The 20967-nt window shown below is 43.6% G+C and carries 18 protein-coding genes and 1 tRNA gene (1 of these 19 cut by a window edge); 5 read left to right on the top strand and 14 right to left on the bottom strand.

Translation table 11 applies throughout. The features are described 5' to 3' along the window. Both ATG71_RS08580 and ATG71_RS08575 read right to left on the bottom strand, forming a co-directional pair. On the bottom strand, window positions 1–126 hold the 5' end (the start) of the coding sequence (locus ATG71_RS08580) for a GNAT family N-acetyltransferase (RefSeq protein WP_098439248.1). It extends 234 nt beyond the left edge of the window; 126 of the gene's 360 nt are visible here — the first part of the coding sequence; the start codon lies at window positions 124–126; its stop codon lies off the left edge, out of view. Further along, complete coding sequence (locus ATG71_RS08575; protein WP_098439247.1) at window positions 116–1033, bottom strand: DMT family transporter; 918 nt, start codon at window positions 1031–1033, stop codon at window positions 116–118. Before ATG71_RS08575 ends, ATG71_RS08580 begins: the two co-directional genes overlap by 11 nt. 104 nt (window positions 1034–1137) lie before the next feature. Here ATG71_RS08575 and ATG71_RS08570 point away from each other — a divergent pair, with 104 nt between their 5' ends. Next, window positions 1138–1830, top strand: a complete 693-nt coding sequence (locus ATG71_RS08570; protein WP_098439246.1) for an MgtC/SapB family protein — start codon at window positions 1138–1140, stop codon at window positions 1828–1830. Between the two features lie 50 nt (window positions 1831–1880). On the opposite strand, the gene ATG71_RS08565 is transcribed toward ATG71_RS08570, so the two are convergent. From ATG71_RS08565 to ATG71_RS08530, 8 genes are all read right to left on the bottom strand, one after another. Further along, the gene (locus ATG71_RS08565) at window positions 1881–3752 is read right to left on the bottom strand and encodes a PTS fructose transporter subunit IIABC (RefSeq protein ID WP_098439245.1); all 1872 of its coding nucleotides are present in this window, start codon (window positions 3750–3752) and stop codon (window positions 1881–1883) included. 14 nt (window positions 3753–3766) lie between these two features. Beyond that, window positions 3767–4678 carry a 1-phosphofructokinase gene (gene pfkB, locus ATG71_RS08560; RefSeq protein ID WP_098439244.1) on the bottom strand — a complete coding sequence of 304 codons (912 nt, stop codon included), beginning with the start codon at window positions 4676–4678 and terminating at the stop codon, window positions 3767–3769. Then, window positions 4675–5427, bottom strand: a complete 753-nt coding sequence (locus ATG71_RS08555) for a DeoR/GlpR family DNA-binding transcription regulator (protein ID WP_098439243.1) — start codon at window positions 5425–5427, stop codon at window positions 4675–4677. The genes pfkB and ATG71_RS08555 overlap by 4 nt, the downstream gene beginning before the upstream one ends. A gap of 266 nt (window positions 5428–5693) precedes the next feature. Next, complete coding sequence (ltaS, locus tag ATG71_RS08550; protein WP_098439242.1) at window positions 5694–7673, bottom strand: lipoteichoic acid synthase; 1980 nt, start codon at window positions 7671–7673, stop codon at window positions 5694–5696. A gap of 415 nt (window positions 7674–8088) precedes the next feature. Next, a complete protein-coding gene (locus ATG71_RS08545) occupies window positions 8089–9099 on the bottom strand; it encodes an ABC transporter permease (protein WP_098439241.1) in 1011 nt (336 codons plus the stop codon). A 1-nt stretch (window position 9100) separates the two neighbouring features. Then, window positions 9101–9976, bottom strand: a complete 876-nt coding sequence (locus ATG71_RS08540; protein ID WP_098439240.1) for an ABC transporter permease subunit — start codon at window positions 9974–9976, stop codon at window positions 9101–9103. Between the two features lie 136 nt (window positions 9977–10112). Then, the gene (locus ATG71_RS08535) at window positions 10113–10934 is read right to left on the bottom strand and encodes a Cof-type HAD-IIB family hydrolase (protein WP_098439239.1); all 822 of its coding nucleotides are present in this window, start codon (window positions 10932–10934) and stop codon (window positions 10113–10115) included. 123 nt (window positions 10935–11057) lie between these two features. Next, window positions 11058–12005 (bottom strand): aminoimidazole riboside kinase, encoded by a 948-nt coding sequence (locus tag ATG71_RS08530; RefSeq protein ID WP_098439238.1) that lies wholly within the window; start codon window positions 12003–12005, stop codon window positions 11058–11060. A 131-nt stretch (window positions 12006–12136) separates the two neighbouring features. On the opposite strand from ATG71_RS08530, the gene ATG71_RS08525 reads away from it, so the two are divergent. Continuing rightward, window positions 12137–12880 (top strand): SIS domain-containing protein, encoded by a 744-nt coding sequence (locus ATG71_RS08525; protein WP_098439237.1) that lies wholly within the window; start codon window positions 12137–12139, stop codon window positions 12878–12880. A 46-nt stretch (window positions 12881–12926) separates the two neighbouring features. On the opposite strand, the gene ATG71_RS08520 is transcribed toward ATG71_RS08525, so the two are convergent. Both ATG71_RS08520 and nagE read right to left on the bottom strand, forming a co-directional pair. Next, complete coding sequence (locus ATG71_RS08520) at window positions 12927–13652, bottom strand: GntR family transcriptional regulator (protein ID WP_098439236.1); 726 nt, start codon at window positions 13650–13652, stop codon at window positions 12927–12929. 108 nt (window positions 13653–13760) lie between these two features. Then, window positions 13761–15140, bottom strand: a complete 1380-nt coding sequence (gene nagE, locus ATG71_RS08515; RefSeq protein ID WP_098439235.1) for an N-acetylglucosamine-specific PTS transporter subunit IIBC — start codon at window positions 15138–15140, stop codon at window positions 13761–13763. 228 nt (window positions 15141–15368) lie between these two features. On the opposite strand from nagE, the gene nagA reads away from it, so the two are divergent. The 3 genes from nagA (at window position 15369) to ATG71_RS08500 (ending at window position 17528) form a co-directional block, all read left to right on the top strand. Then, entirely contained in the window at window positions 15369–16577 is a 1209-nt protein-coding gene (nagA, locus tag ATG71_RS08510; RefSeq protein ID WP_098439234.1) for an N-acetylglucosamine-6-phosphate deacetylase, read from the top strand. Continuing rightward, a complete protein-coding gene (gene nagB / locus ATG71_RS08505) occupies window positions 16564–17322 on the top strand; it encodes a glucosamine-6-phosphate deaminase (protein ID WP_098439233.1) in 759 nt (252 codons plus the stop codon). The genes nagA and nagB overlap by 14 nt, the downstream gene beginning before the upstream one ends. A gap of 133 nt (window positions 17323–17455) precedes the next feature. Next, window positions 17456–17528: transfer RNA gene (locus ATG71_RS08500), tRNA-Ala, on the top strand. Between the two features lie 240 nt (window positions 17529–17768). Here the strand turns inward: ATG71_RS08500 and ATG71_RS08495 are convergent. Both ATG71_RS08495 and ATG71_RS08490 read right to left on the bottom strand, forming a co-directional pair. After that, complete coding sequence (locus tag ATG71_RS08495) at window positions 17769–19232, bottom strand: sulfatase family protein (RefSeq protein WP_098439232.1); 1464 nt, start codon at window positions 19230–19232, stop codon at window positions 17769–17771. A gap of 619 nt (window positions 19233–19851) precedes the next feature. Further along, window positions 19852–20817, bottom strand: a complete 966-nt coding sequence (locus tag ATG71_RS08490) for a formylglycine-generating enzyme family protein (RefSeq protein ID WP_098439231.1) — start codon at window positions 20815–20817, stop codon at window positions 19852–19854. Window positions 20818–20967: the final 150 nt, after the last annotated feature.

Genomic DNA, 20967 nt, shown 5'->3' with positions numbered 1-20967 from the left:
TTCCACTATGGATAAAGACTCGAGGTAATCTTTTGAAACGATTCCCCGGTAGGTGGTCCTCCAGCTACACACATGGACGTATGCCAGTCCTCCTGCGTCTTTCAGTTCTGCTTTCCTATAATGCATCCGTCTTCACCTCACTGGCTCGGGTAAGTTTTTTCAGTTTTCTTTCTTCTATTAAGAAGAGAGTGACACCGGTCATAATGACCATGCCGCCCAGCACCTGAGTCATCAGCACTTTTTCCCCTAACAGCCAATAGGCGAGAAGAGATGCACCGATTGGTTCAAAGAGTATGGCCATGGAGATCGTCGAGGTACTTAACCACTTTAGGGACCAATTAAACAGTGTATGTCCGAGTAGCGTCGGGATGATCGCAAGAAGAAGGAAATAGATCCAATCTTCTTTCGGGTAAGGTCCCAGACTTTCAGATCGGATCAGGACATAGAACAATAAGACGATAGAGCTTATGACATAAACGAGGTACGTATAGGTCATTAGAGACAGCCGCTTTCTGATTGTCTGCCCGAATAAAAGGTATCCCGTAATAAGGGCGCATGCAATCAAAGCCAAAATATCTCCCCACAGAGCGCTGCCGCTTATCCGGAAGTCCCCCCAGCTGATGATGAAGCTCCCGGCAACGGCTAAGACAGCGGATAATAAAGCCTTTGCCGTTAACTTCTCCTGAAAGAAAAGGTACGCACCGATAAAAGCGAATAACGGTTGCAGTGTGACAAGCACCGTGGAACTCGCGACGGAGGTGTAGTGTAAGGATTCAAACCAAAGGATGAAATGAAACGCCAGGAATACCCCGGCTAAAATCGAAAACATCCAATCTCTCACAGTAATAAGTTTCAATTCCTTCACATACTTTAAGAAAAATACCGGGGACATTAAAAGAACGGTGAAAAACAACCGGTAAAATGCCAAAATGCCTGACGGCGCACTCGATACCTTCACTAAGATAGCAGAGGTAGAAACGGAGATGACTCCGATAGCAAGTATAAGGTATGGATTTACTTTCGCATCCGACATGACAGACCTCCTGATATAAGTTGTTCATTGTTCTATTTTATAATCAGACGAATTGAATTACTACATGAATTTTTTTGCAGTCTGGAAGGATTGGAGGGGGATGGATGGAGCTATTAGATACGACATTCCTGTTAAAACTCGGTGTTTCAGCCGTATTGGGATTGATCATAGGTCTCGAGAGGGAATTAAAGAGAAAGCCTGTTGGACTGAAGACGTCCCTTGTCATTTGCATTGTGAGTTGTTTGTTGACGATTGTGTCCATGGAATCCGCCTATCTTTCTGAAGGATCGGACAAAGTGAATATTACCATGGACCCGCTTCGATTAGCGGCTCAGATTGTTTCGGGTATCGGCTTCCTCGGAGCAGGTGTCATCCTGCGCAAAGGGAACGATAGTATCTCAGGTTTGACCACTGCCGCGATGATTTGGGGGGCAGCAGGAATAGGGATAGCCGTCGGCGCAGGCTTTTATTTCGAAGCAACTGCAGGGGTCATCCTTTTGATCGTATCCGTAGAAGTGGTCCCGGTCGTCATTACTTACTTAGGCCCAAAACGCCTGAGGGAAAAAGAATTATCCCTTCGCGCCACGATAGCTGAAAAGAAGGAGATCAAGTCGATCATTGAAAAAATCAAAGCCGAAGAAATCACCATTGAAAATATCCGGATCAAAGACTTAAAGAATCAGCACCATCTATTAGAATTAAAGATCATTGTTGATTTCAGGAAAAAGACGGTAGACATTTACTACACCATTTCAGAAATAGAAGGAATCAAGGATGTAGAGATCGAGAGTTTATAAGCGCAAGAAAGAACGAGGGGAAATCCCCTCGTTCTTTTATTTGTTCTGCTCTATTTTACAGGTTTCTTCAAGAAGCCTACCATTAGCGCTGTGATGACGGACCCGATCAGAACCGCCAGTAGATATAAGAACGGATTTCCTTCCACTACAGGGAAGACGAACAATCCTCCATGAGGTGCAGGTAAACCGATCCCAAAGAACATGGTCAATGCCCCTGCAATCGCAGATCCCGTCACAATTGAAGGAATCACACGGAATGGATCCGCTGCTGCAAATGGAATCGCTCCTTCGGTAATAAAGGAAGCGCCCATAAAGTAAGCTGCAATACCCGCTTTCCGCTCATTATCATTGAACTTCTTCTTAAATAATGTCGTAGCCATGGCAAGTCCTAATGGAGGAACCATTCCTCCCGCCATAATGGCCGCATGGGGAGCCAGGTTCCCGCCTTCTATCATGGCGATACCGAACGTGAAGGCCGCTTTATTAATGGGACCTCCCATGTCGACAGCCATCATTCCACCCAGGATTAACCCAAGCAATATCAAGTTTCCTGTTCCGAGACCATCAAGCCAGTTCTGTATGCCTGTATTGAGTGCACTCAGAGGTTCAACCAGGAATTGAAGCATGATCACACCTGTAATGAAAATACCAAGTAACGGATAAATGAGTACCGGTTTGATTCCTTCCAGAGCTGGAGGGAAATTCTTCGTTAAACGCTTGATTCCAAGTACCACATAACCGGCTAAGAAACCGGCAATGATTCCGCCTAAAAATCCACTTTGACCCGTTGCCGCAATCAATCCGCCCACCATACCAGGGGCAAATCCCGGTCTATCGGCAATACTCATGGCAATGAATCCTGCAAGGACCGGAACCATCAGGTAAAAGGCATTGCCTCCACCGATCGTATTCAAGATCGCCGCAAACTCATTGTACTCCGGAGAATCAGGGTTCGCTGACTGAATGCCGAATAAGAAGGAGATGGCAATCAGGATCCCTCCTCCTACCACGAATGGAAGCATGTTGGATACACCATTCATGAGATGCTTATAGAACCCCGATTTTTGCTTTTTCTCAGAGCCATTATCGGAATCTTTCCCCTGCTCTCCCCCTTTATATACCGGGGCGTCTTTTTTCATGGCTTGGTTCAATAGTTCTTCAGGACGTCTGATCGCTTCCGCCACAGGAACTTCGATGACGTGTTTTCCTTTGAAGCGGTTCATTTCCACTTTCGTGTCTGCTGCGACAATAATGGCTACGGCACTTTCAATGTCCTCTTGTGTCAGGACGTTCTTTGCCCCTCCTGAACCATTTGTCTCTACCTTCAGGTTCACATCCATCGTTTTTGCCTTTGCCTTTAATGCGTCGGCTGCCATATACGTATGAGCGATCCCGGTAGGACAAGCCGTTACGGCAAGGATTTTTCCGCCCGGAGCGGACGTTTCAGCCGGTGTCTCTTCTTCTTCCACACCATCATGGGCATTAATGATTTCCAATATCTCTTCTTTCGTACCTGCGTTCAACAGTGCTTTCCGGACGTCCATATCCATCAGCATGGACGAAAGGCGACTGAGCGCTTCTAAATGGGTCTGATTCGCTCCTTCAGTCGCGGCAATCATGAAGAAAAGATGAGCTGGTGCTCCATCAAGAGATTCATAATCAACACCTTCTTCTGATTTTCCGAACGCAATCGCAGGTGCTTTGACAGCGGATGTTTTCGCATGGGGAATCGCAATCCCTTCCCCGATCCCCGTCGTACTCTGTGCTTCCCGATTTAGGATCGCTTTCTTGAATTCATCACGGTTCTGCAATTTACCGCTTTGATCCAAAACGGATACCAGCTCGTCAATGACTCCGTTTTTCGATTGAGAAGATATATGAAGCTGAATCGTATCCTTTGTCAGTAATTCCGTTATTCTCATTTTGACTTCCCCCTCTATATGTTTGTAATCTGAATGTCTTCGAATAATCGTTCCACGTGTTCAGATGAACAGAGACCAATCGAATAGGCAGTCGCCGATCCGGCTGAAGTACCCAAGCGGAACGAATCCTTCACGCTCCATCCCCTCGACAGGCCGGCTAGGAATCCGGCAACCGTTGAATCCCCTGCACCGACCGAGCTTTTCAATTCACCCTTAGGTACAGAAGAATAAAATACCTCTTCTTCAGTCAACAGGAGTGCACCTTTTTCGGCCATGGACACCATGACGTTTTCAACACCTGTTTCTTTAAGTTTTTTTCCGTAATGGACCGCTTTTTCCATAGAGTCGATCTCTACATCAAACATTTCCCCAAGTTCATGATGATTCGGCTTGATGAGGAATGGCTTTAAGGGCAGGACGGGTTCGATCAATTTTTTCTCAGCATCGATGATCACTTTCGTCCCTTGTTTTTGACATTGTGCGGCAATTTCCTGATAAAATGTTTTCGGAACCGAACCAGGTATGCTTCCTGCAAGCACAATCATGTCATCTGCAGTCAGGGAAGATACTTGATCGAGCAGCTCCCGGATATGCTCTTCCTTAATGGAAGGTCCGCTTCCGTTAATTTCGGTTTCATCATCCGCCTTCACCTTGACGTTTATGCGAGAGGCTTCCATTACCTCGACAAACTCTGTCCTGATATCCTCTTGGTTCAAAAATTGTTTAATATACTCCCCCGTATATCCCCCTGCAAATCCAAGAGCCACATTATCCACGTTCAATATGTGTAAAACGCGGGAGACATTGATCCCCTTCCCCCCTGGAAAGGCAGTTTCTGCACTGCTACGGTTAAGACCGCCTTTTTGAAAGGAATCCAGTTCCATAATGTAATCCACAGAAGGATTCAGCGTTAATGTATATATCATGCTGTCACAACCTTTATTGTAGTTTGATTCTTCATTGCCTTATCATGCTCTTCATCCAAAGTGTTCGTTATGATCATCGCTTTATCGAGATCCACTATTTTACTGAAAGCAATCTCACCAAATTTTGAATCGTCGGCAAGAAATATGGCTTCTCTTGATAACTCGATGGCCATGCGCTTCACCTGAGCCTCTTCCGGATCAGGCGTGGTGAATCCATATTGCGCATGCACTCCGTTTGCCCCCATAAATGCTTTATCAAACCGGTATTGACCGATGGAATCCAGTGCCCCACTACCGACCATCGCTCTCGTAACGGGCTTGACGTACCCACCGATCATATAGGTTTTGAATCCTTTTTGAAGCAGGGCTTCCACATGGGTCAATCCATTCGTAACGACGACAATATCCTTTTCAGGAAGATAATCGATCAGACTCAAGGTCGATGTACCGGCATCCAGATAGACGCAATCCCCTTCTTCCACCAGAGAGGCTGCGTATCGGCCGATTACCTGTTTCTCATGAAGGCTTTTGGATGATTTTTCAGAAACGCTCAATTCCTTCAGTTTCCCTTGCAACTTTGATGCTCCGCCATGGACCCTTTTCAGGAATTTTTCCTGCTCAAGCTGTGTCAGGTCCCTGCGAATCGTTGACTCTGAGGCATTCGTTACATCCACGATATCCTGGATCTTGATCGCATCCTTCTCCTTCAATAAGTCTAAAATGACTCGATGACGTTCCTCGGTTAACATGGTCTCTCCTACTTTCTCCGATCGTTTGTACCCTCATTATAATGATAACGGTTACAAAAATCAATCATTTTTAATCAAAAACAATCAAATTCAACCATAGTTCAATCAAAAGTGAGCAATCGATGTTTTCTCCAGTTGAATTCCTTCTATTTTTCAGCTGCTGATTTTCAACACATAATCAGCAGCTGAACGAACACCCCCTACCCACAACAAAAAAGCCAGCCCCCTCACCATCATGGTGAAAGGACTGGCTTACTATTGCCGAATTACTCGTGTGACTCTTCTTGAGACGCTTCAGGATTTTCTGTGCTTTTCGGATTCGGATTTATATATTGATAATCCGAACGGTCGATTTGTTTATAGCCTTCTGGTTTGTAGAAACGAAGTAAGTCTTCATATACTACTTTATCTGAAAGTTCGAGACGTTTCGTGGCTTCTTTGGACGCCTCTTCACATGCGTTGCTTCCTTCTTCTACAGGTTGACCTGTTTCGTTATCATAACATACTCCTTTAATATCAGAGTATTCAGGTGTGATGACGTCTCCATTACGGAAAGGTACGATTTGTTTGCGATCTTTGGACAGTAAGTCCTGACCGAAACTGATGAAGTCCTTGTTATCCACACCAAGAAGGTTGAATAGTGTTTCACGGACGTCTATTTGACCACCGTATGTGTGGTTGACTTCACCCTCGACCCCAGGAGCAATGATGAATAAAGGAACACGTTGAAGCTGTGCATTTTTGAAATCTGTGATTTTTTCGCCTGTGACTTGTTCCATAGCTTTATTGTGGTTTTCAGAAATACCATAGTGATCCCCGTAAAGGACGATGACGGTATCATCATATAGTCCACTTTCTTTCAAATCATTAAAGAATTGTTCCAAAGCGGAATCCATATAGTTGGCCGTTTGGAAATAACGGTTCACTACACCATCGCCGAATTGACCCGGTTCGAAATCTGTATCATTCTCATGACGATCGAACGGGAAATGGTTCGATAGTGAAATGAATTTCGTATAGAACGGCTGTGGTAATTTTTCAAGCATCGGCATGGACTCTTCGAAGAATGGCTTATCCTTCAATCCATATGGAAGCTGTTCTTCCGGATTACTCATATCATAATACGTTGCATCGTAGAATTCGTCATATCCCATCGTACGATACATTTCAGAACGGTTCCAGAACGTTTTATAGTTTCCGTGGAACGCAGCTGAAGTATACCCTTCACCTTTTAAGATTCCAGGTGCTGACTGTAACGTATTGTTGGCGTTCGTCATGTAGACGGCACCCTGCGGTAAACCGAATAATCCATTTTCCATGATGAACTCGGCATCGGATGTCTTCCCTTGCCCCGTTTGGTGGAAGAAATTATCGAAATAGATCGCATCTTCTTTTTCCACTAATGAGTTAAGGAATGGTGTTACCTCTTGACCGTTGATTTCTTTCCCGATCACAAAGTTTTGGAGGGATTCCATCGATACATAAATGACGTTTTTCCCTTTTGCTTTACCAAAATATTCGGGGTTTGGATCCACTTTATTTGCTTTTACATAATTCTCTACTTCTGATACTTCATTGCTGTCTGCCAGGGCACGCTTGGCAGATGTCTTAGAGTTCTGGATCACGTCGTAAATCGTAAAGTTGTGAGTACCCAGATACTTCACAAGATAGTTACGGTCAAAGCTTCGTGTCAATAGTTCCGGACGATCAATCTCAGCAAGGCCCAGGTTCAGTAAGAACACAAGGACTGCTGATGTCATGACCGCGAATACAGAACGGAAGCGTAATTTTTCCTGTGGTTTCACTTTTTTCATGATCATCAGTCCGATGATTATGAACAGGTCAGAGAAGTACAGGATATCGATAGGACTCAATAATTCCAGTGCACTTCCTCCAAGTCCGTTATTCGTCTTAGCCTGAAGCAATACCGGAACTGTAATGAAGTCATTAAAGAAACGATAGTACACGACGTTCGCATACAGGACAAAGGACATCAGGAAGTTAATGACGATGAATGCAATATACCGCCCCTTGCCTTTCCAGAATAATGCGAGAGCAAAGAATAAGAGAGCTGAACTTAAAGGGTTAAGAAATAAAAGAAAATGCTGAAGCGCATTTTGTATTCCGAGATTAAATTCGGCTAAATATACTGCGTAGGTCTTGATCCAAAATAATACGACGACTGTAAAGAAGAACGATAACTTCCCAGTGCGCATATCTTCAAACTGTCTTTTAAAGAAGTTCATACTTCATCACCTTTTTATTGTATTTAATTTATAGCATTTATTAGCATCATTTGATTAAGAGATTGTTAAGCGAATGTAAATCAATCGAATCAACAACGAGTATTATAACAAAAATTGATTTCATGTGTATAACAATTTGCGGTAAATGTATCAAAAATATTTCATGGGGATTCGACAAACGCCGCCAAATACGGTGCAGATGCCTTGGCTGACAAGGGTTAAGGATATTTGAACAAGAAGTGAACAGCCCATATATTCCCACCTTGGTGGTTGAATATACTACCATTGTAAAAAATATCCGTGTTTTGTTTACTCAGTGTAAACTTATTCCCCATATATCTTTACGGTAAACAAAAATTTCTAATGAAATTATTACCAGTAAGGCAGGTGCCTTCTCCTTTATTATGCTCCACCCTTACATATTTACCTTTTGAAAATCGGATTTATCAAGCTCTTTCACTTTGTTTTCCTTCATTGGGCGGTAGGCCGCTTTGAATTTCTTTTTATAATAGGATTGTCCACTCGTTGCCTGGACATATCCTTCGATCATGAACGAAACCGATAGCATCGTCGCGGAAAAAAACAGGATCGGCGTCATCGGGATCCACGGTGCCCCTTGAAGATAGCGGAAGGAATCGCCTATCAGGCCCGACCATTCATACGTAATCGATCTTGGAGGGTCATGTACCATCTGATAGTCCACGTCCGTCCCACCCAAGAATAAGGTGAGCAGGCCCAGATGTATGAAGATGACGAGTGTTTGCATGAATTGCTGTCCCAGTAAGATCACGAGCTTTTCTTTCATGGAAGGTAAGATATGCTTAAAGATGATCCTCCACTTCCCAGCCCCAAGTGTTTTTGCGCTCAAAATAAATTCCTGCTTGTACACTAAGGACACTTCATTCCCCAGGAGCGCAGACAAAATCGGGACGATCAGGAATGTTAAGATGAGAATTTCGATGACGAACCGCTCCACGATGGAAGTGGAAAATCCTTCGAACGGTTCCCAAAGGACCGGCTCCAGCAAAAAATACGCAAGTATCGTTAAAGGGATATAGTGAAAGGAATCGATCCAGCCATTGATGTATTTTTTATACTTCATCAAGAAGGTTCCCAGTATCAAACCGAGGGGAATCGATAAAAATACCCGTAGGAAGGCAATCACAAAGGCCGTTAAAATTGTATATTTTGCCCCGATGATGATTTTACCGAGCATATCAAGGCCCTGGGCGTCAGTCCCGAATGGAAATAACCACTTCGGTGAAATAGGCGAAGATTCCACGACCACTCCTTCTACAGAGATAAAATACAATCTTCTGACCTCGTTTCCCCACACAAACGAATAGAAGAAGCTTGACGCAACCATCACGGCAATAAAGGTGAATCCAATTAGAAAGAACGGGTTACTCCATACGCTTTTCTTCATATTAAATTTCCTCCCCCTTGTTGGCTTTTTTAGAGAGAATCATTTCTCCCACCGTATAAAAGACAAACAGAGGAATGAAAATCGAAAGAATGGCGATCGTAAACATCTTCGGCTGTAACGTCGACTTCAGGAAACGGGTAATCCCGGCGATATTGAACAAAAGCTCCAGAACAAATAAATTGGAAAGCATGAACCACACCGTTTTCTTTGATTGAAAAAAGACGGAGATGATGGCATTCCTTAATATATGGAAGGTTAAGATCACCAGTTTCCCCAAGCCGATTGATTGAGCAAGTGTCACATAGTCTTTCCCCTCTTCCCTTTCAAATGAAAGGATTGAAATCCTGAACAGCTGGACCGTCGGCAATACGGCCAACACAAGGATGGGTAGAAGATATGCCTTTTCTGTCGCCACGGAAGCAATTTCAAAAAATAAAATGCCCGTCTGCTTGTAGAGGAAGAGGACAAGAAGTTGAGAAAGCAAGATAACCAGAACATCCGGCATCGATTCGAATAGATATAAGAAGAATTTGACTCGATTTCGTTTTTTCTGTGAAAACAGCATGGTGAAGATCGTGAGGATAATGCTTAAAAAACTTGCGAGAAGAAATGCGGAAAATAATATGATGAGTGAATAGATGATCGGCTCCCATAAATAAGGAAACAGGCTGCGTTCCTGCTCTCCACCGATTACCTTATATGTCAACTCCCCGGCGTAAAACAGGGCATATACGATTTCTCTTACCGATTGCCAGTACGCCTGCAATCTCAGTTCCCGCTCGCCAATACCCGAGAGAAGAACGGGCAGGCCACCTATAAAAATGATCCCTATGATCGATAATAGGAATTTCACTACTAAACCACCAATAAATTTCAACGCTCTGTCCTCCGTTTACAATGTTACTTTTAATAGTATCATAGAACGGGAGATTTTATACATTTTTTCCCTTTTATTTTCATACAGGCAAAAATAAGGACCGGAGTCCCCAAAATGGACTACGGTCCTTTAACAATCAGATTTTGGATAATTCATTCAACACAAATGTTTCGATCACTTCTGCTACTCCGTCTTCCATATTGGAAGCTGTAACGTAATCCGCCTTCTCCTTAATGTCATCCGGAGCGTTACCCATGGCGACTCCAAGGCCGGCAAATTCAATCATGGTCAGATCATTGTAGCTATCCCCGATGGCGATGACTTCCTCGGGCTTGATTCCGATTGGCTTGATCAGATAGTCAAGGCTGGCTCCTTTTGTGACACCAAGCTGGGTGAATTCCAGGAAGAATGGCTTTGATCGCATCACGCTGAGTTCACCATCAAGCTCGGCTTGGAGCTTTTTCTCCACTACCACCAGATGATCGGCATCTTTCAGCATAAGAGCTTTTACGACCGGTCCCGTGATCGCTTCCTTAAAATCCGGAACGACCTTCACCGGCAGACCCGTCAGGTCACTTTCTATGGAAGCGAATGGATTAGTTTCTTCTACTATAATGGCGTCTTCTGCATAAGTCAGAATACCCACATCTTCTCGCTTACTTATATCATATAAGGAATGAGCCGTTTCAGCTGTTAGGGTTCGGCTGTATTTCTCTTCATTTGTCTTGCAATCTATGATTTTCGATCCGTTGAAAGGCAGAATGTAGCTTCCGTAATGATCGAGTTTCAATTCTTCCGCTACCCAGCGCATTCCCTGGGTTGGACGTCCAGATGCAAGGACGACCTTCACTCCGGCTTCCTGCGCCTGTAAGAGTGCGTCTTTCGTGCGTGCTGAAATCGTTTGGTCGTCCCGTAATAATGTATCATCTAAATCAAGTACAATCATTTTATAGCTCATAAAGAACATCCTTTCAGGAAATCCAATTTTATATTATCTTACTATAACATCTTTCGAGACAATTGAAAAAGGGAAAGAGACTGCCGGACCGGCAGTCTCTTTATGGTTCGCATGCTGTGACTTCTACTTTTCTAAATGCAGCTTTATTTCCTCCAGTGTAGGCAAAGCTGTCATGGCCCCTTTTGTTGAGGCTGCGAGTGCACCTGATATAGTTGCAAATTGAGCCATGTGAACCGCTTCTTCAAGGGATAGGGTTTCGATCTTCCCCTGGTATTTATCCATTGAATGGAGTATCCCCGATACAAACGCATCCCCTGCCCCGGTTGTATCCACTGCTTTCACCTTCATCGCAGGAATATACCTGCAGTCCTCTCCCAGGTGTACAGAGCTCCCCTGTGCACCCATGGTAATGATCAAGAACGGAATATTATATGCTTTTAGTTTTGCCGCCCCTGCTTCAAGCTCTTTTTCACCTGTAATAAATTCAAGCTCTTCCTCTGAGATCTTTACTATATCTACTTCAGGAAGCATGCTCTTTATCGTTTCCCGGGCATTTTCTTCAGAATCCCATAATCCTAAACGTAAATTCGGATCATATGATATTAATAGACCGTTGTCTTTCGCCACTTTCACCGCATGGAGCGTCGCTTCTTTCGCCGGCGAGCTGATCATGGAAATGGAACCAAAGTGAAGGATCTTATGTGTTGCGAGGTCCTCTTCGTCTATATCATTCACTTGAAGAAATCGGTCTGCACTCGGATCAATATAAAAGTCAAAGCTGCGCTCCCCCTCCTCCCGGTTGGTTACGAAGACCACGCCGGTTCGATTATCAGGAGTGGACAGCATTTGATTGACTCTCACACCATATCCCTTAAGGGTGTCCTTCAGGAAACGGCCTAATACCTCCTCTCCCACTTTTCCAAGGAAGGTGGATTTGATCCCTAAGCGGGCTAGTCCTACCGCTACATTGGCAGGTGCCCCTCCTGGACTCTTTTGATAAGTCATGTTTTGTTCGTCCAGAGGAATGAAGTCTATCAGTGCTTCTCCCAGTGAGATGATTCCCTGTTTCATATCGAATTGCCCCCTCGTTTCATTCAGTTCTAATTTAAATATATCAAACCCACCCTTCTCATACATGTGAAGATTGAAATTTTTCATTAACATTATGGTATGCTGAAAGAAAAATGGAAAGCGGGAACAGAATGATACTTACATATTTTGAAAAAATCCAGGAAAAACTTCACATGGTACAAAAGGAAGAAGCAGACAAAATGGCCAGTCTTGCCCAACGTATTTCTTCCTCCATCCAACAAGACGGCATCATCCACCTTTTCGGGTGCGGCCACTCTCACATCCTCTCCGAAGAAGTGTTTTACAGGGCAGGTGGACTGGTTCCGATCAACCCGATACTGATCGAGCCCCTCATGCTCCATGAAGGCGCCGTACGTTCTTCTCAATTAGAAAAATCGGAAGGGTATGCGTCTGAGTTCATGAGCGGGCAGGATATTCAGCCTCATGACGTGATGATCGTCATCTCCACCTCAGGAAAGAATCCCGTCCCTATCGATGTGGCACTTCATGCAAAGGAAAACGGCGCCTATGTCGCTTCCATCAGCTCATTTGACTACGTAGAAAAAGAAACATCCAGGCATCCAAGCGGGAAATTTCTTAGTGAAGTTGTGGATCTTGCCGTGAACAACCACTCCGTCTTAGGGGATGCTCTGATGACCGACGAACGGGTGGCTGTTCCATTTTCTCCTTCCTCAACCGTCATCGGAGCTGCGATCTTGAATAGCATCATGGCCGGTGCCATCGAACACATGGCGGAAAGAGGGTTTGAGCCTCCTATCTTCATAAGTGGAAACGTGAACGGTGCGGGTGATCATAACGAAAGGCTGATCGAGAAGTACCGGGGGCGAATTCCCCTGTTAACAAAAGGACTGTAATCAAAAAAGAGCAGGACCCCTGTTTAAATGGGGTCCTGCTCACTTTTCACATTCTGTCCAGATTGATCTTAAACTTATATTTATCCGCCCGATAAACGGATCGTACCAATTCAAAAGGGGTTCCGTCTTCCAGGAATGAATCCCGCTGGATGAAGAGCACCGGTTCCCTGCTTTTCACCTTGAGATGCTTCGTATCCGCTTCTGTCACAAGTGCCGCTTCCACTGATTGGGTGGCATGACTGATGCGAAGGTTCAGCTCTCTTTCGATATAGTGATACAGGGATTTCTCCAATATTTCCTGATTCAATCCAGGAAGCAGCTTAACGGGTATATAACTCGTCTCCAATGCCATCGGTTCACCGTTGGCAAGGCGAATCCGCTTCATCGTATACACAAGCTCTTCTTCCTCCAGTGAAAGAAGTTCCCGGATATCCTCCGATGCAGGAGAAATTTCAAAATGCAATAATTTATTGCCCGGCTCGAGTCCCCTGCTTTTCATATCTTCACTAAAACTTGTCAGTCCTTGAAGGCTTTGTTCGATTTTTCGATGGGAGACGAATGTGCCCCGCCCTTTCTCCCTATATAAGACATTCTTATTCACCAGATTGGTAATCGCCTGTCTTACGGTCATCCTGCTGATTTTAAATGACTCAGCAAGCTCCCGTTCAGACGGCAGGGCGTCCCCCGCTTTTAGCTCTTCAGACTGTATTAAATGGTTAAGGTGTTCTTCTAACTGATAATACAAAGGAAGAGGAGAATTTTTATTAACCACGAACGGTTCTCCTTTCGATATAACGGGTTTTATTTTTATTATATCTATCATGTGTATAACAGACAACGATCCGATGAGGACAGCTCAGTAGAATCAATCATTCTCCATTTATTTCAGCTTTCTCAGCTCGTCTGCCACAAATTCTACATCCGTTCCTACAATGACTTGAAGGTTCCGATTATTCACCTTCATCACACCTTTCGCCCCGTGAGCTTTTAACGCTTTTTCGTCCACCAGTGTGACATCATTGATTTCGAGACGTAATCGTGTGGCACAGTTATCAATGACGGCCAGGTTTTCTTTCCCACCAAGATCTTGAAGGAAATGCGAAGCCATGATTTCGTACTTACCATTTCCTCCTGAGCTTTCCGGCGCCACCACATCTTCATCATCTTCACGACCCGGAGTCTTCAAATTGAACTTCTTGATCAAGAAAGTGAAGAGGAGGAAGTAGATGATCCCGTAGAGAATCCCGACTCCAAGTAACAGCCAAGGTTTTTGACCAATGCTGAAATTAAGGATGTAATCAAAGGCACCTGCCGAGAAACCGAATCCATGATGAATCCCAAGTACATAGGTAACGACCATAGAGCTCGCCGTCAGGACAGCGTGAATTCCGTAAAGCACAGGAGATAGGAACATGAAGCTGAATTCAATCGGCTCAGTGATCCCTGTTAAAAAGGAAGTGACGGCAAGGCCGATTAACATCCCTGCTACATTGGCACGCATATGTTTTTTTGCTGTCACGATCATGGCGAGACACGCTGCCGGAAGACCGAACATCATGATCGGGAAGAAGCCGGTTTGGAACGTTCCGGCGGTAGGATCCCCTGCGAAGAAACGTGGAATATCCCCTTTCACGACTTCACCCGCTGCATCTTTGAATGTACCGAATTCAAACCAGACGAGGGTATTCAATACATGATGCAGTCCAACCGGAATCAGGAGACGATTCAACAGGCCGAACACACCGACTCCTGCCGCACCTGCCCCGATAATCCATTCACCGATGGAATTGATCCCGCTCTGGATCGGTGGCCAGATGATACCGAAGATCCCGGCGAGTACAACCATGGATGCAGCCGTCACAATGGGAACGAAACGTCTGCCTCCAAAAAATCCGAGCCATGCCGGAAGTTTAATATCATTGAAACGGTTATATAATAAGCCTGCCACGACTCCTGATATGATCCCTCCAAAAATCGCCATATTGGAATCGGGATCAAGGGCTTTTAAGCCGCCCGTTAATACCAAATAACCAATGGCACCCGCCAAACCGGCTGTACCATTTCCATCTTTTGAAAATCCGATGGCCACCCCGATGGCAAAGATTAAAGCTAAATTTTTAAATATAGCATCTCCTGCTTCAGACATGAACGCGATACCCAGCAGATCATCCTGACCCAATCTCAGCAGTAATGCAGCTGCAGGCAGAACCGCGATGGGAAGCATGAGCGATTTACCAATTCTTTGTAAGAAACCTAACATACTATTCTCTCCTTTTATTTCAAGTGAAAGCGCTTAGGCAAAATCATATCATTAAAAAGGAATGGATGTCTATACCAATTAATTGGTTGGAACTTATTGCTTTATTGATTAAATTGATCCCTATCATATTGCCGTAATAAAATATCGTGTTTCACCAACAAACTGGTATAGACATCTATACTTACTGGTGGTATTGTAGAATGGTAAAGGACACAAGGAGTGATTTCAATGACCTCAAATATAGAAAAACTGCTGATACTGAATGGAACGATCTATGCAGAAGATACAGTGTATGAAAAAGGCTACATCAAAATAGAAAATGGCTTGATCACCGAAATGGGAGACCACTCCCGTTTGACTGATATAGAAGAGTATAAAGTGATTTCCCTTCCCCATGGGTATAGTGTGGTCCCGGGAATGATAGATATTCATATCCATGGCGTAAATGGAGCCGATACCATGGATGCGACCAGGGAAGCCCTTGATACGATGACCGGAACCCTTCCGAAAGAAGGAACCACGAGCTTCCTTGCCACAACCATGACTGAAGAATCCGAGTCAATCGAAAAAGCATTGATGAATACCGCAGATTATATGTCCAACCATCAAAAAGGTGGTCAGGCAGAAATTCTCGGCCTTCACTTAGAAGGACCGTTCATCAATCCTGCCCGGGCAGGCGCACAGCCTCTCGATCGAATCCAAAAGCCGAGTGTAGACACATTTAAACGCTGGCAGACACTCTCTCAAAACCATATAAAATTAGTCACCCTCGCTCCCGAGCTTGATGGCGATTATGAATTGATCTCTTACTTAAAAGAAAACGGGATCATTTCTTCAGTTGGCCACTCCAGTGCAACCTTCGATGAAGTCGAGGAAGCAATTGATGCCGGCTTATCTCATGTAACCCACTTGTTTAATCAAATGTCAGGACTCCATCATCGTGAGCCGGGGATAGTCGGAGCTTCCTTCCTGCGAAAGGAACTGATGGTTGAATTGATTACAGACGGCATCCACGTCCGCCCTGAAGTGATTCAACTGGCTTTCAATCAAATCACAGATGAACGATTGATTCTTATCACCGATTCCATGAGGGCGAAATGTCTGAAGAATGGTCAGTATGATCTCGGCGGTCAGATGGTGACGGTCAAGGACGGCAAGGCTCTATTAGATGAAGACACATTGGCAGGAAGCGTCCTGAAAATGAAGGATGCCTTTTCAAACATCCAATCATTCACTACAGGTGATATGAGAAGTGCGATCAAAATGACCGCAGAAAATCCCGCCAAACAATTAAACATCTTTGACCGGAAAGGAAGCCTCGCCCTCCGGAAAGATGCAGATATCGTCCTATTGGATGAAAACAAAGACGTATTCACCACGATATGCAAAGGGAAAATAGCCTATATTCGAGAGGATGACACTCATGAAACGAATTGAAGTAAAAGACTACCAGGAAATGAGTCAAGTCGCTGCAGACTATCTATTATCCAAATTGAAAACATCCGAAAATCTGACCCTGGGACTGGCTACCGGGGGCACCCCAAAAGGGCTCTACGAGGCACTGATTGATGACCATGAGCAAAACGGAACGTCTTATCGACATGTATCTTCCTTCAATCTGGACGAATACATTGGATTATCCCCTCAACACCCGAACAGCTACTACCAATACATGAATGAGAACCTATTCAAACACATTGATATCGATTCGGAAAACACCCATATCCCTTCAGGAGATGCAGCGGACCCCGAAAAAGAATCCAATGCGTATGATGAAAAAATCCGTTCCCACGGCGGCATCGACATCCAGGTACTGGGGATCGGCAGCAACGGGCATATCGGATTTAATGAACCCGGGACTTCTTTTGACTCCAGCACTCATGTTGTAGAACTGACTCAGTCTACAAGAGAGGCAAATGCCCGTTATTTTGATTCGATTGACGAAGTACCGACACATGCGATTACGATGGGAATCTCATCGATCATGAAAAGCAGGGAAATTCTCCTCCTTGTTTCAGGCGAAGCGAAACAGGAAGCACTTAGAAAACTAGTAGAAGGCACTATTTCTGAAAGCTTCCCTGCTTCCATCCTGAATAACCATGACCATGTAACGGTGATCGCTGATGAAAAAGCTTCGGCACTCATAAAAGAGTTGGAATCAGCGAATAAAGATGTGAAATGAAGATTGTTCCATATCCAAAAAAGCGGCGGTTGGCTCGCCGCTTTTCAATAGATAAAAAATAAACGTAAGAATATGATGAAAAAGCATTGACGAACACTCTGAACTTTCTTATAATAAATCTTGACCGAATCACGGGGCATTAGCTCAGCTGGGAGAGCGTTTGGCTGGCAGCCAAAAGGTCAGCGGTTCGATCCCGCTATGCTCCATACCGAAAAGTAGTTCGTTTCTTTTAAAAAGACCACCTTTCTTAATGGAATGGTGGTCTTTTTATGTTAATTGAATTCGTTTCAAGAGGTTAATTTAGACCTGTTACTATGGGATGTTACATGCGAAATGCCTATATATCCCGAGGTAGCAATTGGTCAATACTTCTTATTTTTCCCTTGCAAATAAAGGAGCAGTTAATTCAACTGCTCCTTATACCTCTACCTCAATAGGGTAAAGTCTCATTTAAACTCATTAGGGTGACGGCGTTTAAGTTCTTCTACTGCATATTCCCGTCCAGTTTTCTCCAAATGCTGAATATATCTTGGTAAATTCCCTTTAGCATGAAATGGGCCGCCTTCACGCATTACGGTCCATAATGGGTCCACATCTGATGAACTGGTATGCATCATTTCCTCATGCCATTCGTTCAATCTGTACACTGCTTCTTTACAAATATGTGGGTTTTCCTTTGCCACATCTTGAACTTCATGAGGGTCATTCTTAATGTTGAAAAGCATTTCCTTATCAAATAAATGATAACCGTCATGGTAGGTTCGAATATATAGCCAATCATCAAACCTGACGCTGCGCTGGCAAACATGTGCACATTGTGAAACGACTAAATAATCACGCCCCGAACCTGTTTCACCTTTTAAGGCTGGGGCATAACTTTGGCCGTCCCATCCCGTTGCCGGTATCCGATTTAATATTTCTGCGAGGGTAGGATTTAAATCTAAATGATAATGCAGCTCATCATCCACATGACCTGGTTTCGTTACTCCCGGCCAGCGTATGATCATAGGAATGTTACAAGTCGCGTGGTCTGCTGTACCATGTTCTCCATAAATCCCTAATTCACCCAAATTTTCGCCATGATCGCCGGTAATGATGATAATGGTTTCTTCCATGATTCCCAAATCCTCTAAAGATTTAAATACTTTCCCCAGGTTCTCGTCCATCCAGCGTACGCCACAGTCATACCCATCTATCATCTGTCGCAATCCAGCCATGTCCTTTATTTCACCTGGAGATCTTGGAAAATCAGGGTTTTGTTTATTATCATACATATTGATCTCACTGGCACTATGAGGACCGACTTTCTTTTTATGTTCTTCAAGCACTTCTTCTGTAATCCATTCTGGAAGGGGATCGTTCTCGAAGGGATTTCCAAATTCCTCAGGAGCACGATATGGGGTATGGGGATCCCAATAATTCACATAGAGGAACCAATTATCTTCCCCGGCATTATGTTCGAGCCATTTCAGAACTTCAGGTGTCACTTCTTCTGCTGATTCTATCCCAGCTTTACCTGTATTGTGCATCTCCCGAAATCCTGCATAAAAATTCCACGTACCGTGCCTCTGTGCAAAAGGACTAATTAATACAGGCTTTATACCTGCTTGATCTAAAAAAGAAGGCAGGCTCTCCAATGCAAGTCGATTAGAAAAATCCCTCGTTGGTCCATCATGACGTACATCACCTGCAGTTCCCCCGTGTCCTACCAGACCATTGTGTATGCCAAGCTGGCCAGACATGAGGGCAGATCTAGAAGGTGCACATGGGGCGTCAGACGTATAATAGTTTGTAAATTTTACCCCTTCCTTACAAATACGGTCGATATTAGGTGATGTGTCTCGATTATAGCCGTAGCAACCCAAGTGATCTGGTCTTGTTGAGTCTAAATCTAACAAGAGAACTCTCATTTTTATTTCCTCCTTTGATTATTAATTGTTTCAAACTTTTCCGGGAGGTATAGGCGTTCCAATCTGCCAATAACCGCATTTCGATCTTGATTGCGCAGCTTTTCTAAATAGGAATCAAAATCATACCGTAAATACATCTAATAGATTCACCGGTCCATCGATAATCCGGCAAATCTTCTTCGATATCCATTTCAACAGTTGACTTAAGTATGAAGAGCCCAAACAAGTTGTACGGTATACATCCTTGACCCACGTATAAAAGATAATTCAACTGATAATCATTTAAATGAAACTTCATTATTTCTATATATTAGTTGATTGGACTCAGATAAAGTACAGTTGAAACGTTTCGATAAAAAGCCTGTATAAACCTCCATGAGGCAATATTCCAGGAGGTTATAGGTATGAGTATATTTCCACTTCAATGTGAAGGCAATTCAGATTGTCTTGCCACATCCTTTAAGGTGGGCATTCCGTTCCATCCTTTAATAAGATAGAATATACATTTCAAAACAACGATTGTATTAACTTAGCAATTGAAACGTTTCATTGAGTTCATTCTAATTCAAGAAGAAAACGTTTACAATAAAATATTAAAAATATTAAAATTAATAACAAATTAAGCTTGTATATCTGCCGCACATCTAAATCCAATATTTCCAGTTGAGCTGTCAGGAGTATTTGTCGTCCTTGCTGCAACTCGGTAACGATTACAATAAGATTGATGACAAAGATAGGACCCTCCTTTCATTACTTTAGCTCTCCCAGTATCTGGTCCATGTGGATTATTGCTCACTTTAACTTTAGGGTGCTTATTGGTAAACCAATCCTCACACCATTCCCAAACATTCCCGGAAACATTATAAAGGCCGAATCCATTCGGCGAAAAGGCATGAACTGGAGCAGTTGATATATACCCATCCTCTCCCGTATTGGTGATGGGAAACTTACCTTGCCATATATTACATTGATGCTCACCATTCAAATGGAGCTCATTACCCCAAGGAAATCTGTTACTAACCAGACCACCTCGTGCCGCATATTCCCATTCTGCTTCTGTAGGTAATCTCTTTCCAGACCAATTACAATACGCATGGGCATCATTCCAAGAAATATGAACCACAGGGTGGTCTGACCGATTCTCTATGGAGGAATCTGGACCTTCCGGCTGTTTCCAATAAGCCCCGTTTACAACAAGCCACCATGGAGTCTCTCTGACAGAGTTGATTACATTTTTTTTAACCTTTTCTGACACAAGTAAATGAAAGACAAAAGACCATCCAAAACATTCTGCTTCTGTCACATATCCTGTCTCTTCAGTAAACTCTTGAAATTGGCTGTTCGTCACGGAGTAACGGTCTATGGCAAAGGGTTTCAAGTTTACGGTTCGAAGTGGACCCTCACCATCTCTGGGATAACCTATTTTTTCATCAGTTCCCATAAGAAATCTTCCACCCGGAAGCTCTATCAAATTTTCACTATGTCGCAGCTGATTAGATTCCCCACGTAGAATAATACCTTGAAAATCTTTAACAGTATTCCCTTCTCTCTCTCTAGATGCTGAACAACAATTTTGAATTTTCATGAATCACCACTCCTTATTCTATCTAACTTAAATAACATTGTTTTTATAGTATTTTAATTAATAAAAAGTAACATCACTAATTACTATTTGCAACCTTATGACTAGAAGAAAAATTTTCATTCTTCTTATGTTGCCTTATTCAGTTATTTA

Origin of the sequence: Bacillus sp. es.034, assembly GCF_002563655.1 — a bacterium.
GTDB lineage: Bacteria > Bacillota > Bacilli > Bacillales > Bacillaceae_B > Rossellomorea.
The sequence above is the reverse complement of the archived record's forward strand: the minus strand, read 5'-3'. Positions and strand labels throughout refer to the sequence as shown.